The sequence below is a fragment of the Catellatospora bangladeshensis genome (genome assembly GCF_016862575.1).
Lineage (GTDB): Bacteria > Actinomycetota > Actinomycetes > Mycobacteriales > Micromonosporaceae > Catellatospora > Catellatospora bangladeshensis.
In genome coordinates this window covers 33570-50162 of record NZ_BONF01000062.1, presented here as the reverse complement: position 1 = coordinate 50162, position 16593 = coordinate 33570, and the positions used below count along the sequence as shown (strand labels likewise).

Sequence of the window (16593 nt, the reverse complement as noted above, 5' to 3'; positions counted from 1 at the left end):
CCGCGTGTCGCACCCACAGTTCGCGCAAGATCGACGCGGGAGGGGTGGGTGGGGCTGGCGCGCGGTGGGGTGGGGTTGGGTGGGGTGGGGTGGGGTTACAGGTTGGGGGCGAAGTGGGTGGTGGCGGCGGTTATGGCGGCGGTGGTCTGGTCTTCGGTGGCGAGGGTGGAGGCGCGGACGGCGTCGGCCCAGGCGGCGATGGAGCCGCGGGAGAACTCCTGGCCCTCGATGGAGTTCTCCGCCGTGGTGAGGTCGCCGAGGTCTTCGCCGGAGAGGTACTGGGCCAGGCGGAGCAGGCCCTGGTCCCAGCCGGGGCCGACGTAGAGGGCGCCTGCGGCGCTGCCCGCCACCGAGAGGGGGACGGTGTGGCGGACCTCGAGGTCGGTGCGGTCGGAGCCGGCGGCGGTGAGGGTGACCTCGACGATGCTGTTGGGGGCGCCCCAGGTGAGGCGGAGCAGGCGGGGCGGGTCGCAGCGCTGGATGTCGCCGCCCGCGTTGTTCTCGACCTGGAAGGTGCCGCCCTCCCGCAGGTCGCCGGTGACGGGGGCGAACCAGCGCGGCAGCCGCTCGGGGCTGGTGATCGCGTCCCAGACGTCCTCGGCCTCGCCGCGGTAGGTGCGCCGGATGACGACGGCGACGCCCTCTCCCTCGTCGGTGTCGGCGCGTTCCACCCGGCGGCGGATCGCCTCAAGCTGCTCGGTGATGTCCTTCATCGTCGTCTCCTCGTCGCTGTGGTTCGCGCTGCCGGCGTTCCCGGCGGCCGCGCGCGAGTTCGGTCTCCAGCGCGTCCAGGCGCTGGCTCCAGAAGCCCCGGAACCGTTCGAGCCAGGCGTCCACCTCCCGCAGCGGGGTGGTGTCCACGGTGTACAGCCGCCTGGTACCCACCGCGCGCACCGTGGCGAACCCGCTGTCGCGCAGCACTTTCAGGTGCTGGGAGACGGCGGGTTGCGAGATGCCGAACTCGGCCTGGATCACCTCGGTGAGCGCACCGGAGGACTGTTCGCCGTCGGCGAGCAGTTCGAGGATCCGGCGCCGGACCGGGTCCCCCAGTACGTCGAAGGCGTGCACGGCTCGAAGTTACAGCCGCAGCTTATATAAGTCAAACCTGGTATTAGCTCAGCAGCCGGTCGAGCAGCAGGTCGGTGAGCGCCGCGGCGCGCTCGGTGGCGTCTCCCGGCGCGACGACGACCAGGCCGAGGCCGCGGTCGGGCACCCGGGCCAGCACGGTGCGTACGCCCGGCCAGCCGCCGCCGTGCCGGTAGTGCGTGTATCCGTGGCGGCGGCGTACGCCCATGCCCCACGCGTAGTCGAGCGGGGTGCCGTCGTCGAGCCGGCCGGGCGTCTGCAGCAGCCCGCTCTCCCCCAGCGCGCCGGTGTTGAGCGCGTCCGCCCAGCGCAGCAGGTCGGCGGCGGTGGTCCACAGGCCGCCGTCGCCGAGCGACAGCGGCGCCGGGTGCAGCGGCGCCAGCGGCCGGGCGCCGGGCGGAGCCGGTCCGGGCCCGTCCCAGAACCGGCTCATGCGCATGCCGAGCGGGGCGAACAGCAGCTCGTGGGCCAGGCCCGGCAGCGGGCGGCCCGCCGCGCGGCGCACCACCTCGGCGAGGCAGACGTATCCGGCGTTGGAGTACGCGTACGCCGTGCCGGGTGGCCGGGCTGGGAAGGGCAGCGCGGTCAGCGCCCCGAGCACGGCGGCGGCGGTCCGGTCCCCGGTGAGCCGCGCGTCGACCAGCTCGTCGTCCGGCAGGCCGCCGGTGTGGTGGACCAGGTGCCGCAGCCGTACGCGCGCCGCCCAGCCGGGCAGCTCCGGCAGCCGCGGGGACAGCGGCTCGTCGGCCGCCAGCACGCCGCGCCGCGCGAGCAGCAGCGCACACGCGGCCACGACCTGCTTGGCCAGCGACGCGGCGTAGACGAGGCTGGTCGCCGTGTACGGCCCCCGGCACACGAACACCGGCCCCGCACCGCGGCGGGACAGGCCCACGACCAGCGCCTCACGGTCGGCGTACCCGGCGGTGCGGACCAGGCGCCCGATCTCCCGGTCTCGCACTACTCACAGCCACTGGGCAGGCTGTTGAGGTAGCGCATGGAGACGGCGGCGGCCACCACGAACGGCACGAAGCTCACCGCCCAGCCCGCCAGCACCGCCCACCGGCTGCCGCCGGCGACCCGGCGCAGCGCCATGGCCAGCAGGATCCCGCCGAGCATGAGGTCGATCAGCACGGCCAGCGTCCAGCCGGCCGCCAGCCCGTCGCTCCGGTCGCAGCCCTCCAGGCGCAGCAGGGACAGGACCGCGTAGACGACGGCGGCGAGCAGGTGCACGCTCATGCCGATCGTCAGGTTCGCGGCCAGCCCCACCGGAGCCGAGGGCCGGCGCGCCGTGTGATCCGCCACGTGACCGCCTCACTAACGTCGCCGCGCGGCCGGGCGGCCTGCGGCGCTGCGAAGTCTCGCACGCGCACGTTACCGATCTTTTACTGATCGTCGTATAGGCCTTCCAGCGCGCGCAGCCGCTCCACCACCTCGGCGGCCAGGTCCAGGCTCGCCGGGGAGAGCCCGGTCAGCCGGTACGCCACCCGGCGCACCCTGGCGTCGCGCAGCGCGCCGAGCAGGTCCAGCTCGTGGTCGATCGCCGCCGCGCGGGCCGGGTCGAGGAAGTAGGCCACGTCCACGCCGAAGTGGGCCGCGATGCGGCGCAGCAGCCCGTGGCTGGGGTTGGCCCGCTTGCCGGTGCGCAGCATCCCGATGTACTGCGCGGACACGTCGACGGCGCGGGCCACCAGCTCGTCGGTCTGGCGCACCCCGCCCGGCCGGATCGCCTCGACCAGGCGGTTGTATCGCTCGGCGAAGTGCGGCATCTGTCGGGAGGGCATCTGTCCATCATCGGACGGGCAGGCCGGGCCGGTCATGTTCACTCCACTTCGGACACGTCACACCGGCTCGGGTGCTCACTCGGGTTGCGGGTGCAGGTGCTGCAGCTGGTGCTGGAACGCCAGGATCACCGCGTCGAACTGCGCCTCGATGGCGGGCAGGTTGGAGCGGGCCGCCTCCAGCGAGCGCAGGCAGGTGGCCAGCATCGCGACGTCGCGGGCCTGCCGCTCGCTCTCCGCGCTGTACGCGACGCCGGCCGTGGCCCGGTAGCTGGCCGCCGCCCGGTCGGCCTCGCGCCGGGCCGCCTCCAGGATGTTCGCGGCCTGCTTCTCGGCGGTCTCCACGATCAGGCGTCCCTGCTGCTGCGCCGCGGCGATCACGGTGTCGGCCTGGGCCTGCGCCCGCGCGGTGAGGGTGACCGCCTCGGCGGCGACCTGGCGGGCCCGCACCGCCGGGTCGGCGGCGCCCAGCCGGTCGCCGAGCCGCTTGACCCGGTCCAGCTCGGCCTGCTGCATCACGATGTAGGCGTTGAGCGCGTCGACGTCCTCCGCGACGGTGCGGCGCAGCCGGTCGACGGCCTCCTTGTCGTACCCGCGGCGGCGGCCGGTCGCGTCCGGCAGGTGGTGCCGGACGATCGACTCGGGCGTGTGCGGCACGCGCTTACGCAGGTCCGGCGCGTCCTGGGTGCCGAGTGCGCTGACTGGTGTCACGGTTCCCCCTGTCTCACCGGACCGCGTTGACCGCGGCGGGCGTCGGCGACGGCAGGTAGCGCCCGCCGTCGTACTCCTCGATGTGGATCCGGCTTGCGGGCACCCCTGCGGCGGCGAGCGCGCCGTGCGCGTAGCCGGTCAGCGCGGGCGGGCCGCACACGTACACCTCACGCTCGGCCAGGCGGGCGGTGCGCAGCGCCGCGCCGAGGACGTCGTCGCCGCCGTGGTCCTCCGGCGTGACCGGCACGACGGTCAGCCAGCGGTGGGCGGCCTCCAGCCCGCGCAGCGTCGGCAGGTCGTAGAGGTCGGACACGCTGCGCGCACCCAGGAACAGGTGCACCGACCGGGGCGGCACTCCCGCGCCGGCCTCGACCTCGACCTGCTCGGCCAGCGCACGCAGGGGCGCCAGGCCGGTGCCCGCGGCGATGAGCAGCAGGTCCCGGCCGCCACCGGGGGTCAGCGTGAGCCGGCGGCCCACCGGCGCGCCGAGCCGCACCTGGTCGCCCTCGCGCAGCTGGTGCACCAGCGCCGGGCTCAGCTCGCCGCCGGGCTGGGCGCGGACGTGGAACTCGATCGTGCCGTCGGCGCGCGGGGTGTTCGCGGGCGACAGCAGCCGCCACACCCGGGGGCGCAGCGCGCACTCCAGCGACACCGACTGCCCCGGCCGGTAGTACAGCGGCATGGTGGGCCGCACCGTGAAGACCGCCAGGTCGGTGCCGCGGCGCTCGTGCTCCAGCACGTCCGCGGTCCACCAGGCGGGCTGGCTGCGGGCGGCGTGCTCGGCCGCCCGCAGCATGATGCCCGACACCCTGTCGTACGCCGCCGCCCACTCCGCGGCCAGGTCGTGAGTCCACTGCTCACCCAGGAAGTGCTCCAGGGTGGCCAGCAGCGCCTGCCCGACCTGCGCGTAGTGGCCCCCGACCACCGAGAACTTGCGGTGGTCGCGGCCCAGGCCCTCCAGGTACGGCATGGCCTGGTCGAGGCGGTCGGCGTGCGACACGACGTGCCCGAGCGCCTGCAGCAGCTTCTCCCGCTGGCCGGCCATGGACACCGGGAAGAGATCGCGCAGCTCCGGATACGCCACGAAGAGGAAGGCGTAGAAGTGCTGTGCGGCACGATCGCCGTGGGACTGCACCACGGCGAAGCTGCGCTGCAGGCGGTGGGCGTCCATCCTCAGGCCGCCGCCGGCCTGACGATCAGGGGCTGGACGCTGGCCAGCACCTGTCCGACCTGGAGGATGATGTCCATCGGGACGTGCAGCTCGAACAGGACTCCGGCGGCGTACTGCACCACCCGTTCGTAGTGCGCCGGGCTGACGCCCAGCCCCGCGTGCGCCGACCCGAGGTGCTCCACCGGGTAGGTGGCCGGGCCGCCGAGCACGTGGCTGAGCAGCATCGCCATGTGGCCCTTGAGCCTGGGCAGGTCGACGCCGTCGAAGTATTCCCTGAGCTGCTCGTCGGCGAGCAGGTAGGTGTAGAGCCGGTCCACCGCCTCGCGCACCGACGGGGCTCCGCCGATGAGCTCGTACGCGCTGGTGGCCGTGGTGGTCGCTCCTGGACTGTCTGACACGTTCGCCTCCGTCTCGCAGTGGTGAGCAGCGCGGAGCCGACCGTGTCCGGCCCGGGCCCGCACCCGGAACGGACGCGACGAATCACACCGGCACAACCAGCGGTTTTCCCGAAGGCCGCCAAACAAACTGCTGGTTATCCGCGCACCAGCAGCATATATAGATACGTCTCTAAGGTGTCAACCAGTAGTCGGTTAATATACGGATTGTGGTTTAGAACACATGTTCGAGTACGGTCCACATCGTACGCGACCGGCTCAGTCCTCCTCCAGCATGGACAGGATGTTGCCCGCGGGATCCTTGAACCACGCGATCCGCGGGCCCTCGCCCTCGGCGATCCCGTCCGCATCGGTCCGCAGGCCCGGCACGTCGTAGCGCTCGAACTCGACCCCGCGCCCGTGCAGCTCCGCCATCGCCGCCGCCAGGTCCACGACCGGGAAGTTCAGGATGGTGTACGTGGCGGGCTGGTGATCGGGCTTGGGATAGATGAGCACCTGGCCGCCGCCGGCCAGCTCCAGCCGCAGCATGCCGCCGCCGAGATCGGTCACCTCCAGCCCCAGCGTCTCGCCGTAGAACCGCCTCGCCGCCTCGGTGTCGTCGACCGAGAAGCCTGAGAAAGCCCGCGTCCTGCCCAGCATTTCCGTCCCTCCTGTAGTCATTCGTGATTTCGTACCGGCCGTTCAGCCGCCGTGCGCGTCGATCGCCGCCTGCGCCTTCGCCGTGCGCCGCACCGCCGTCGCCAGCGCGCGCTCGGCGGCGTGGCGTGCGGCCCGCCGCCGGTTGGCCTCCTGCTGCGCCCGGTCGCGCCGCTCCTCCAGCGCGGCCAGCGCCGCGCGCACCTCTACCACCTCGGCGCCGGACGCCTGCTCCGCCTCGCGCGCCGCGTCCAGTTCGGTACGCGCCTGCTCCTCGGCCGACTGCGCCGCGTCGAGCGCGCGCCGCAGCCCGGCGGGCACCCGGGGCGGCGCGGCTGCCCGGACCTCCGTGTCCGTCTCGTCAGCCGGGGCCGGTTCGGGCGCGGGGACCGCCCGCAGCCGCCGCTCCGCAGGCGGGGTCGGCGCACGCCGCGCTCCGGCTGCCGACGTCACCGCGGTGCCGGGCGAGGGCCGGACACCGGCCACGGACCGCGCAGCACGCCTGCCGGGCACCGCCTTGTCAGCACGATTGCGGGCCGCGTGATCCCTGCCTTCGCCGGCGGACTCAGCCGCCGTCTCGGCCTCGTCAGGCTCGTCGGCTTCGCCGGGCTCGTCGCCGGTCGGCAGGACGGTGCCGAAGCCGGTGTAGGACACCGCCTTGATCACCGTGCCCGCGCGGACCTGCGCGGCTACGTCGTCGTCGGCGAGCGCGGCGGCGAGGGTCTCCTCGACCTCGGTGCGGGGCAGGCGGGCGGGGGTCAGCGAGGGCTGGGCCTTGACCGCGAGCTGCTCGGCCTCGTCGGCGAGGCGGGACAGCAGCTCGCGGCGGCGTACGGTCAGCGCCCGCAGCTCGTCGCCGCGCAGCCGCCGCTGGGCCTCGCGCAGCTCGGTGCCGAGTTCGGCCAGCTCGGTGATCCGCTCGGGCGCGCGGTGGGCGAGCAGGTTCACCAGCCAGGCGGCGACGGTCGGGCGGCGCAGCCGCTTGATCGCGGTGGCCTGCGGGCCGTGCCCGGCGGCCTTGGCGGCGGCCGCCGCCGCGTCGCGCGCCGCGACGAACTCCTCGGGCAGGGCCGTGTACAGCTCACGCACGGTCTCCTCCGGCACCTCGCCCACCTTGCCATGATATGGGCGGTTCAGGCCGGGTCGAGGTAGCCCTGCGCCTGGAGCGTGAACAGCTCGGCGTACCGGCCGCCCGCCGCCATCAGCTCGGCGTGCCGCCCCGACTGGACCAGCCGCCCCTCGTGCAGGACGTAGATCATGTCGGCGTGGCGCACGTTGGCAAGCCGGTGCGTGATCAGGATGGTGGTCAGCGTGCCCTGCCGGTCGCGGATCGCCTGGAACAGGGCGTCCTCGGCGCGCGGGTCCAGCGCGGAGGACGGCTCGTCCATGATGAGCAGGTCGGCGTCGCGCAGGAAGCCGCGCGCCGCGCTGATCCGCTGCCACTGCCCGCCGGACAGGTCCTGCCCGTCGGCGAAGGTCCGGTCCAGCAGTGTGTCGTACCCGAACGGCAGCTGCATGATCATGTCGTGGGCCACCGCGCGCCGCGCGGCGGCCTCGACCCGCTCCTGATCGGCCGGGCTGTCCGGGTCGCCGAGCCGGATGTTCACCCCCGCGCTGAACGGCCACTTCCAGTAGTCCTGCGACACCACCGCGATCCGGGCCCGCAGCCGCCCCGCGTCCAGCTCCGGCAGCGGCGTCCCGTTCCAGCTCACCCCACCCGACGAGGGGGTACGCAGGGCCGCGAGCACCGCGGCCAGGGTGGTCTTGCCCGACCCGTTCTCCCCCACGAACGCGACCGTCTGCCCGGCCCGCACGGTCAGGCTCACCTCGTCCAGCGCGGGCCGGTCGCGGTCGGGATAGCTGAGCCGCACCGCCTCCACGCGCAGCTCCCGCAGCGGCCCGGCCTCGCCCTGCCCGTCGCCCGCCGGCAGGTGCCCCCGCGCCCGCTCCATGAACCCGGTGTAGTCGTCGAAGTGCCGCCCCTCGGTGTAGAGCGTGTCCACCTGGTACGTCACGGTGTTCAGCGAGTGCCGCGCCGCCTGCAGCGCGATCACCGCCGTGGCCGCCGCCGCCAGCGGGATGGAGCCGCTCAGCAGCAGCCAGCCCAGCAGCACGTACACCGCGCCGGACGCAAGGCCGCCGGTCACCGCGCCGAGCGCGTTGGTGGTGGTGACCCGGCGGGCCAGGTCGAGCTGGATGCGGGTCTCGGTCTCCATCACCGTGTCGAACTGGCCCAGCAGGAAGCCGCGCAGCCCGTACGCGCGCAGCTCGGCGGCGGTCAGCCGGTCGGCCATCAGCCGGTTCAGGATCCACAGCCGGCGGCGGCGCACCGAGCCCGCCACGTACGTCTGATACTCCAGGTGCCCGGCGCGCAGCGCGGACCACGCGTTGGGCAGGGTGGCCAGCAGCATCGCGCCGAGCAGCAGCGGGTGCACCACCACCAGCGCCACCGCGACAGAGAGCACCCCGATCGCCCCGGCGGCCAGCGCCATCGTCGCGTTGACCAGCCCGATCACCGAGTCCATGCCGCGCCCGGCGCGCTCCATGTCGTCGGCGAACGCGTCCTCGTCGAACGCGTCCAGCCGCACCGCCGTGGTCGCCTCGTACAGCCGCCGCTGCACCGTGCGGTCAACCCGGGGAGTCAGGCCGTTGAGGGCGTACCCGGTGGCGATGCCCATGCCCGCGCGGACCGCCGCCGCGCCCGCGAGCAGCGCCAGCGCGGGCAGCGCCGCGGACACCCGGTCCGGGGTCGGCCCGGCGCTGAACAGGCCCACCAGCACCTGCTGCGTGGCCAACAGGCCCGCGGTGGACATCGCACCGGCCACCAGGGTGCAGGTCAGCACGATCGCGGTGCGGGCGCGGTCGGCCTGCCACGCGATGCGGAACGCGGTGCGCACCAGCCGGGGCAGCGCCTGCGCCACCGCCCGCAGTCCCGCCTCGGCGCGGGCACGGACGCCCTCCTCCCACCACATCACCCGCAGCTCGGGCAGGACCGAGGCGGCGGGGCCGGGCTCGGCGGCTTCGGACGGCGCGGACACGGCGGCTCCCTCCCCGTCACCGCCCTGCCGGGCGGTGTACCGCGAGCGTATCCGCCATCCACGATGGTGACTGGATCACTCATCCGATCCTGACGGACAGGGCAAAGCGCACCCACGACCATCGCGCGAAGATCGCCGTCTCGTGTCGAAACCTGCGCTCTGGCCGCACTTCTCGACACGAGATGGCGATCTCTCTTCTCCGCGAGCAGGTCCTCGCGCCGGAACGACGCGGATCTCTACCCACCGGTGTCGATGTGTGGTAAAAACCTTCCAACTTTCTCCCATCGGAGCAAGAAAACCTTCAAGGAGTCCGGATGAGCAGGATCCTTGCGCGGATGGCGGGACTCACCGCCGCGGCGACCCTCGCGATCGCCGCCGCGCCCGCCGCCGCGGCCACCGCCGACGCCACGCGCACCGTCACCTACCGCGGCTACCGGGTCGCCGTGCCCGCCGCCTGGACGGTCGTCGACCTCGACGCCGACCCGGCCGCGTGCGTGCGGTTCGACCGGCCCGCCGTCTACCTCGGCCGCATCGGCGACCAGTCCTCCTGCCCGGCCGGCCTGCGCGGCCGCACCGCCGGGCTCGTCATCGAACCGTTCAGCGCGGCCAACGCCGAGCGCGCCGCCGCGGCCACCCCCGCCACCGGCGCCGTCGCGGCCGTGCCGGCCGGCGCGGACACCGTGACCGTCGCGGTACGCGGCGCGGGCGTGCTGGTCACCGCCGTGCAGACCCCCGACACCGAGGCCGCCGTGCGCACCGTGCTCGGCTCGGCGTCCCTCACCCGCGCGGCCGTGCCCGCCGCCGCGCCCCGCGCCGCCACGACGGCGGCCGCCCCGCTCGCCGCGGCCGGGCCGCAGCCCGGCACGTACACCGGCAAGGGCTTCGACACCTGCACCGCCCCGGCCCAGTCCGCGATGAACGCGTGGCGCAACAGCTCGCCGTACCGCGCCGTGGGCATCTACATCAGCGGGACCAGCCGCTCCTGCGCCCAGCCGAACCTGACCGCGACCTGGGTGACCAACCAGACCAACAACGGCTGGCGGCTCATCCCGATCGAGCTGGGCTACCAGGCGCCGTGCGGGACGCGTACGCCGAAGATGTCGAGCAACACCACGACCGCCCGCTCGCAGGGGGTCACCGCCGCGAACAGCGCGGTCAGCGCCGCGCAGGCGCTGGGCATCGGCGCGGGCAGCACCATCTACAACGACATCGAGCACTACCCGACCACGGCGTCGTGCCGGGCCGCGGTGCTGTCGTTCCTGTCCGGCTGGACCGAGCAGCTGCACGCCCGGGGCTACCTGTCCGGCATGTACTCCAGCGGCTCGTCCGGCATCCGCGACGTGTGCGCCGAGCACGACAATCCCGCGTACACCAGGATCGACCAGCTCTGGATCGCGTGGTGGAACGGCGTGGCCGACACCGACGCGGGCACCTACTGCGACGACGCGTACTGGGCGAACCACCAGCGGCTGCACCAGTACGCCGGGGACGTGAACGAGACCTGGGGCGGGGTGACGATGCACATCGACCGCAACTACCTCGACGTGTCCACCGACCAGACGCCGCCGTCGCAGGAGTGGACGGTCACCGTCGACAACGCCACCGGCGGCCGGTTCACCGCCAGCGCCAACTGGGGCAGCTCGGCGTTCTCCGCGCAGCGGTTCGGGGCCGACTACCGCTTCGCCAGCCCGGTCTCGTCCAGCGACGTGGCCTGGTTCAAGGCGAACATCCCGGCGACGGACACCTACGAGGTCGCCGTCTGGTATCCGGCCGACCCCGGCTACAACAACATGACGCCGTTCATCGTGGCCACCAGCAGCGGCAACCAGTCGGTGCAGGTGAACCAGCGGCTCACCGGTGGGCAGTGGGTGTCACTGGGCGTGTTCACGCTGGCCGCCGGGGACGGCGACAAGGTCGGCGTGAGCCGGTGGACCAGCGGCACCGGGTACGTCATCGCCGACGCGGTCCGGTTCACCCGCGTCTGACCCTACGAACGGGGGCTGCTGGGGCGGGCGCGCAGGTGGGCGCGCTCGCCCTGGCGGCCGAACAGGCTGAGGAACTCGACGGGCTCGCCGTCGGCGCCGCCGAACCAGTGCGGCACCCGGGTGTCGAACTCCGCCGCCTCGCCCGGCGCGAGCACCAGGTCGTGCTCGCCGAGCACCACCCGCAGCCGGCCGTTGAGCACGTACAGCCACTCGTAACCCTCGTGCGTCTTGGGCTCCGGCTCCCGCCTGCCCTTGCCGGCCGGAATAATAATCTTGTATGCCTGGATGCCGCCCGCGCGCCGGGTCAGCGGCAGCATGGTCATGCCGTGATGCGAGACCGCCCGTAGGTGCACCCGCGGATCACCGGTCGGCGGGGCGTCGACCAGCTCGTCCAGCGTGACGCCGTGCGCGCGGGCCAGCGGCAGCAGCAGCTCCAGCGTGGGCCGGCGGCTGCCGGACTCCAGCCGGGACAGCGTGCTCACCGAGATGCCGGTCTCGGCCGACAGCTCGGCCAGCGTGGTCTCCCGCTGCTGGCGCAGCGCGCGCAGCCGGGCGCCGACACCGTCCAGGGTCTGCTCGTCTTCATCCGCCATGCATCTAGCTTGCCAGGACGGCAACAAACTTTGCCACTTTCGTACGGCAGCTCGCATGGTTGCCGTGGAGGTGGTCACGATGACCGAGCAGTGGAGAGACGAGTACGACGTGGTGGTCGTCGGCGGCGGGGCGGCCGGGCTGAGCGGGGCGCTGATGCTCGCCCGGGCCCGCCGGTCGGTGGTGGTGATCGACGCGGGCGCGCCCCGCAACGCCCCCGCCGACGGCGTGCACGGGCTGCTGGCCCGCGACGGCATGCCCCCGGCGGAACTGCTGGCCCGCGGCCGGGCCGAGGTGCGCGGCTACGGCGGCCAGGTCATGTCCGGCACCGTGGAGGACGTGCGCCGCGACGGCGACCGGTTCACCGTCATCCTCGCCGGCGGCCGGGCCGTCCGGGCGCGGCGGCTGCTCGTCGCGACCGGCCTGGTCGACGAGCTGCCCGAGCTGCCGGGGCTGCGCGAGCGCTGGGGGCGGGACGTGGTGCACTGCCCGTACTGCCACGGCTGGGAGGTGCGCGACCGGGCCGTCGGCGTGCTGGGCAGCGGGCCCATGTCGGTGCACCAGGCGCTGCTGTTCCGGCAGTGGAGCGCGGACGTGACGTACTTCGCGCACCTGGTGCCGCCGACCGAGGAGCAGGCCGAGCAGCTCGCCGCACGCGGCATCCCCGTCGTGTCCGGTGAGGTCGCGGCGGTCGAGGTCGGCGGCGACCGGCTGGCCGGGGTGCGGCTCGCCGACGGCACGCTGGTCGCGCGTGAGGTGGTCGCGGTGGCGACGCGCATGGTCGCGCGGTTGGGCTTCCTTGACGGGCTCGGCCTGCGGCCCGTGCCGCACCCGGCGGGCGTCGGCGAGCACCTGCCGGCCGACCCGTCCGGCCGCACCGACGTGCCCGGGGTGTGGGTCGCCGGCAACGCGGCTGACCTCGTGGCCCAGGTCGGCTCCGCCGCGGCCGCGGGCGCCGCCGCGGCCGCCCAGATCAACGCCGACCTGGTCACCGAGGAGACCGCGCAGGCCGTGGCCGCCCACCGGCTCGCCGCACTCCCGGCGTGATCGAGGCCTCCGCCTCACCACCGCCGCGTGCGATCGCGGCATGATCGCGAGTTCGTGTCAGAACCTGTGGCGTGGCCTCGGTTTCCGACACGAGACCGCGATCTTCCTTCCAGGGCCGCCACGGCGTGGCCGCTCAGTCGGGGGCCAGGTGGCCGATGTCGTTGTGCACCGCGAGCAGCCAGGTGCCGTAGCCGTGCCGGTCGGTCTCGTGGCGCCAGCGGGTCACGCCCGTGTGGTCGGCGACCACCCCGACCGGGCCCCTGCCCGCGCAGTCCGGGTGGCACACCATGGCCAGCTGCGCCGTCTCGACGGTCTCGCGGTGACCGGCGACCAGGATCCGGCGGCCGGGATGGCGCTCGATGATCGTGCGCAGCGCGGTGGCCGAGCGGGTGAGGTAGCCGTTCCACGTCTCGGCGCCGGGCGCGGGCACCCGGTCCGGGTGGTGGCGGGCCGACCCGGTCAGCCCCGCCCGCGCCTGCGCCCAGGGCAGCCCGTCCGCCGACCCGTGGTCGGGGTTGCGCAGGCCGGGTTCGGCGAGCACGGGCAGGCCGAGCCGGTCCGCGATGGCCGCGGCCGTCTCCGCCGCCCGGCGGCGCGGGCTGGTGTACAGCACGTCGAACGGGCGGTCCGCGTGCTCGCGGGCGAGCCGGGCCGCGACCTGGGCCGCCTGCCAGCGGCCGAGTTCGGTCAGCCCGGTGCAGCCGCGCTCGCCGCCGGCGACCCCGGTGACGTTGCAGACGGCCTCACCGTGACGCACGAGTACGAGTTCAGCGTGCAGGGTGGTCATGCGGTGCTTCCTTCGCTGCCGGATGGCTGGACCCGCCGATCACATCGGATCGTGTGCGGCCGGTCACGTGCCGTGTCCACATCCGGACGACCCCGGACACCGGCCCGGGTGTGCTCAGGACCGCCGTGGGTCAGCGAGGAGTGCCGACGCCGATGATGCGCCAGCCGAGGTCGGGGAAGCCCGCGCTGCGGGCGGTGCGGTCGGAGGCGATGTTCGCCGGGTCGTGCAGGTAGATCGGCACGGCGCCGGCCGCGATGATCCAGCGGGCGGCCTGGGCGACCAGCGCGGTGGCCAGGCCGCGCCCGCGGTGCGCCTCCTCGGTGCCGACCGAGATCTCCATGCCCGCGCTGTTGTGGCGCTTGATGCCGACCCCGGCGGCGTACCGGCCGTCCTCGTCGAACCTGACCAGCACCTGGCCGCCGAACGGGTGCAGCCACTGCGGCACCCGCGGGTCCAGGGCGGGCACCCACTCCCCCACGTCCGGCAGCGCGGCCGGGTCCATGGTCCAGCGGAACACGCCGGAGAACACGACCGCGTCGGGCCGGTCCAGCGCGGCGGGCAGCCGGGCGGGCACGTCGGCCCAGGTCGGCACGGCAGCGCGTACCGCATCGGCGACAGACGGCCGCACGGAGAGCACGCCGCCGGTGGGGGTGGCCACGCCGACGACGTCACGTACGGTGCCGTCCCAGCCGGGGCGGGTCCGCTCGTCACTGCCGACGACGGTCAGTCCCTCCTCGTCCGGCCACGCGCCCAGGTAGGCGACGAGGAAGTCGGCGAGGCGGCGGTCGGTGCAGATCTCACGGCTGTCCATCGCCCCGAAGGATACGTCGGCGGAGGGGGAATACCGGGGTGCCGCCACGCTGTGGTTGCGCTGGAAGGAAGATCGCCGTCTCGTGTCAGAAAGTGAGGCCACGCCTCAGGTTCTGCCACGAGACCGTGATCAAGCAGGGAGGGTACGCCCGGTGGAGGCGGACCCCGGGGCGGTGGCGAGGTGGTAGCGATGACCGGGTGAGGTGGGGAAGGTCAGGTGGAGGCCGTCGCGGTGGGCGGGGATCGGCGCGCCGGTGGTGAGATCGGTGACCTGGGCGAGTGTGGTGCGCACGGTCACGGTGCCCGCCCGGCCGGTGGTGAGGACGACGTCGGTGGCCTGACCGTCGTGCCAGGTGAGGTCGACGGTGACGTCGCCGCGGGCGCGCAGGCCGGTGACCGAGCCGTCCGGCCAGGCGGCGGGCAGCGCGGGCAGTACCTCGATCACGCCGTACCGGTGGCTCTGCAACAGCATCTCGGCGATGCCGGCGGTCGCGCCGAAGTTGCCGTCGATCTGGAACGGCGGGTGGTCGCAGAACAGATTAGGCAGCGTGCTGTGCCGCAGCTGCTCGCTCAGCAGCCGGTAGGCCCGGTCGCCGTCGCCGAGCCGTGCCCAGAAGCAGACCTTCCACGCCTTGCTCCAGCCCGTGCCGCCGTCGCCGCGCGCGGCCAGCGACACCCGCGCCGCCTCGACCAGCCGCGCCTCGTCGCCGGCCGGCGCGCCGTCCCCGCCCGGCCCGAGCCGTCCGATGCGGCGCCCGGGGTGCAGCGCGAACAGGTGGGACACGTGCCGGTGCTCATCGGCGGGGTCGTCGAGGTCGGCCCGCCACTCCTGCAGCTGCCCCCACGACCCGACCCGCAGCCCGGGATCGAGCCGCTCGATCGTCCACTCCAGCCGTTCTCGCAGCTCCGGGTCGGTGTCCAGGTTCCGCGCCGCGTCGAGGGTGTTGGTGAGCAGGTCACCGATGATCTGCTGGGACATGGCCGCCCCGGCGACGTGCTCGCCGTGCTCGGGCGAGAAGCTGGGCGAGGCGACCAGGCTGCCGTCAGGGTCGGTATGCAGGTTGGCCAGCCAGAACTCGGCCGCCTCGCGCAGCACCGGATACGCCCGCGCCCGCAGGAACTCCTCGTCGAGGCTGAACAGGTAGTGCTCGTACAGGTGCTGGCAGAGCCACGCCGCGCCCTCGGGGAACCAGAACGCCGTCGGCCAGTCGTGCACGCCGGTGAAGCCGTACGGGGTCGTCTCGTTGTGCACCACCCAGCCGTCGCTGCCGAACATCAGCCGTGCGGTGGCCCGGCCCGGCGGGCGCAGCGCGTCGATGAACGCGAACAGCGGCCCGGCCGTCTCGGCGAGGTTGGTGGTCTCGGCGAGCCAGTAGTTCATCTGCAGGTTGATGTTGACGTGGTAGTCGCCGCACCAGGGCGGCAGGTTCGAGTTGTTCCACACGCCCTGCAGGTTCGCGGGCAGCGAGCCGGGCCGTGACGACGCGATGAGCAGGTAGCGGCCGTACCCGAAGAGCAGCTCGGCGAGCCCCGGCCCGCCCCGCGCGAGCAGCCGGTCGGTGGGCAGGTCCGGCGGCGTGCCGCCGAGGTCGAGGCGGCACCGGCCGTACAGCGCCCGGTGGTCGGCGACGTGCTCGTCGCGCAGCTCGGCGTAGCCACGCGCGGCGGCGGCCTCGACCGCGGCGGACACCCGCGCGTGCGGGTCGGCGCCCCGGTAGTGCGGGTACACGTCGGCGTAGTCGGTGCCCGCGGCCAGCACGAACACCACGCTGTCGGCGCCGGTGACGCTGATCCGGTCACCTTCGCAGGTCAGCTCGCCGCCCTCGGCGAGCACGCCCACCCGGGCTTCGTAGCGCAGACCGTTGTCCGCCAGCGCACCGCGCACCGTGAGCCGACCCTGGTTAGGAAGGGCACCTTCTACCTCGGAAAACGATAAGAAGGTGCCCCTCCTTTCCGTTGTCAGGTGGGCTCCGTTCTGGGCGGGCGCGATCCGCACGGTCAGCGACAGGAGGCCCGGCCGGTCGGCCCAGAGCCGTCCGGCGATCACGCCGGCCGGGTGGCTGGCGAAGTACTCCCGGGTGTAGGTGACGCCGTCGAGCTCGTAGCGGACGCGGGCGAGCGCGTCGGCCAGGTCGAGTTCGCGGCGGTAGCCGGTGGCGGCGTCGCCGTGGGGCAGGTCGAGGAGCAGGTCGCCGAAGTTCTGGTACGCGCCGAAGCCGCGCCGCGGCTCGCCCAGCAGCGCCACCGCCTCGTCGTTGGCCAGCCGCCCGGCGGCGTCGATCCGGGCGCGCGCCGTGGCCAGGGCGTCCGGCCGGGGTCCGGCCCAGTCGCCGTGGCGGTGGCCGTCGGCGCCGGGACCGCCGGTCCACAGCGTCTTCTCGTTGAACTGCAGCCGCTCGCCGCCCACCCCGCCGAACACCATCGCGCCCATGGCTCCGTTGCCGATCGGCAGCGCTTCGCGTTCCCAGTCCGAGGCCGGTGTGCCGTACCAGATCACGCGCACACGTTAGTGGCGGATGCGGTTCCGTGTCGGAGCGCGGGTGTAGGTTGCGGAACGT

Annotated in this window: 17 protein-coding genes; 2 read left to right on the top strand and 15 right to left on the bottom strand. The window is 74.0% G+C overall.

From position 1 onward, the window contains the following. Window positions 1-95: 95 nt before the first annotated feature. From Cba03nite_RS37715 to Cba03nite_RS37665, 11 genes are all read right to left on the bottom strand, one after another. The gene (locus Cba03nite_RS37715) at window positions 96-713 is read right to left on the bottom strand and encodes an SRPBCC family protein (RefSeq protein WP_203757070.1); all 618 of its coding nucleotides are present in this window, start codon (window positions 711-713) and stop codon (window positions 96-98) included. After that, a complete protein-coding gene (locus Cba03nite_RS37710; protein WP_203757068.1) occupies window positions 688-1068 on the bottom strand; it encodes an ArsR/SmtB family transcription factor in 381 nt (126 codons plus the stop codon). The genes Cba03nite_RS37715 and Cba03nite_RS37710 overlap by 26 nt, the downstream gene beginning before the upstream one ends. Window positions 1069-1111: 43 nt before the next feature. Next, window positions 1112-2044 carry a serine hydrolase domain-containing protein gene (locus tag Cba03nite_RS37705; protein WP_203757066.1) on the bottom strand — a complete coding sequence of 311 codons (933 nt, stop codon included), beginning with the start codon at window positions 2042-2044 and terminating at the stop codon, window positions 1112-1114. Next, entirely contained in the window at window positions 2044-2388 is a 345-nt protein-coding gene (locus Cba03nite_RS37700; protein ID WP_203757064.1) for a hypothetical protein, read from the bottom strand. The genes Cba03nite_RS37705 and Cba03nite_RS37700 overlap by 1 nt, the downstream gene beginning before the upstream one ends. Window positions 2389-2468: 80 nt before the next feature. Beyond that, entirely contained in the window at window positions 2469-2867 is a 399-nt protein-coding gene (locus tag Cba03nite_RS37695) for a helix-turn-helix domain-containing protein (RefSeq protein ID WP_203757062.1), read from the bottom strand. Window positions 2868-2942: 75 nt separating this feature from the next. Next, complete coding sequence (locus tag Cba03nite_RS37690; RefSeq protein ID WP_203757060.1) at window positions 2943-3575, bottom strand: hypothetical protein; 633 nt, start codon at window positions 3573-3575, stop codon at window positions 2943-2945. 13 nt (window positions 3576-3588) lie between these two features. After that, complete coding sequence (locus Cba03nite_RS37685) at window positions 3589-4746, bottom strand: globin domain-containing protein (RefSeq protein ID WP_203757058.1); 1158 nt, start codon at window positions 4744-4746, stop codon at window positions 3589-3591. A 2-nt stretch (window positions 4747-4748) separates the two neighbouring features. Then, window positions 4749-5144, bottom strand: a complete 396-nt coding sequence (locus Cba03nite_RS37680; protein ID WP_239126316.1) for a group I truncated hemoglobin — start codon at window positions 5142-5144, stop codon at window positions 4749-4751. A 255-nt stretch (window positions 5145-5399) separates the two neighbouring features. Further along, window positions 5400-5780 carry a VOC family protein gene (locus Cba03nite_RS37675; protein ID WP_203757056.1) on the bottom strand — a complete coding sequence of 127 codons (381 nt, stop codon included), beginning with the start codon at window positions 5778-5780 and terminating at the stop codon, window positions 5400-5402. A 42-nt stretch (window positions 5781-5822) separates the two neighbouring features. Continuing rightward, a complete protein-coding gene (locus Cba03nite_RS37670; RefSeq protein WP_203757054.1) occupies window positions 5823-6890 on the bottom strand; it encodes a hypothetical protein in 1068 nt (355 codons plus the stop codon). Between the two features lie 20 nt (window positions 6891-6910). Further along, window positions 6911-8749: an ABC transporter ATP-binding protein gene (locus Cba03nite_RS37665; protein ID WP_203757076.1), complete on the bottom strand. Its 1839-nt coding sequence runs from the start codon at window positions 8747-8749 to the stop codon at window positions 6911-6913. 380 nt (window positions 8750-9129) lie between these two features. On the opposite strand from Cba03nite_RS37665, the gene Cba03nite_RS37660 reads away from it, so the two are divergent. Beyond that, entirely contained in the window at window positions 9130-10800 is a 1671-nt protein-coding gene (locus Cba03nite_RS37660) for a glycoside hydrolase domain-containing protein (RefSeq protein WP_203757052.1), read from the top strand. A 2-nt stretch (window positions 10801-10802) separates the two neighbouring features. Here the strand turns inward: Cba03nite_RS37660 and Cba03nite_RS37655 are convergent, their stop codons facing one another. Continuing rightward, complete coding sequence (locus tag Cba03nite_RS37655; protein ID WP_203757050.1) at window positions 10803-11393, bottom strand: helix-turn-helix domain-containing protein; 591 nt, start codon at window positions 11391-11393, stop codon at window positions 10803-10805. A 79-nt stretch (window positions 11394-11472) separates the two neighbouring features. On the opposite strand from Cba03nite_RS37655, the gene Cba03nite_RS37650 reads away from it, so the two are divergent. Continuing rightward, a complete protein-coding gene (locus Cba03nite_RS37650) occupies window positions 11473-12438 on the top strand; it encodes an NAD(P)/FAD-dependent oxidoreductase (RefSeq protein ID WP_203757075.1) in 966 nt (321 codons plus the stop codon). 133 nt (window positions 12439-12571) lie between these two features. Here the strand turns inward: Cba03nite_RS37650 and Cba03nite_RS37645 are convergent, their stop codons facing one another. The 3 genes from Cba03nite_RS37645 to Cba03nite_RS37635 form a co-directional block, all read right to left on the bottom strand. After that, window positions 12572-13225: a histidine phosphatase family protein gene (locus Cba03nite_RS37645; RefSeq protein ID WP_203757048.1), complete on the bottom strand. Its 654-nt coding sequence runs from the start codon at window positions 13223-13225 to the stop codon at window positions 12572-12574. A 130-nt stretch (window positions 13226-13355) separates the two neighbouring features. Then, complete coding sequence (locus Cba03nite_RS37640) at window positions 13356-14036, bottom strand: GNAT family N-acetyltransferase (RefSeq protein WP_203757046.1); 681 nt, start codon at window positions 14034-14036, stop codon at window positions 13356-13358. Between the two features lie 129 nt (window positions 14037-14165). Next, window positions 14166-16532 carry a glycoside hydrolase family 95 protein gene (locus Cba03nite_RS37635; protein WP_239126315.1) on the bottom strand — a complete coding sequence of 789 codons (2367 nt, stop codon included), beginning with the start codon at window positions 16530-16532 and terminating at the stop codon, window positions 14166-14168. Window positions 16533-16593: the final 61 nt, after the last annotated feature.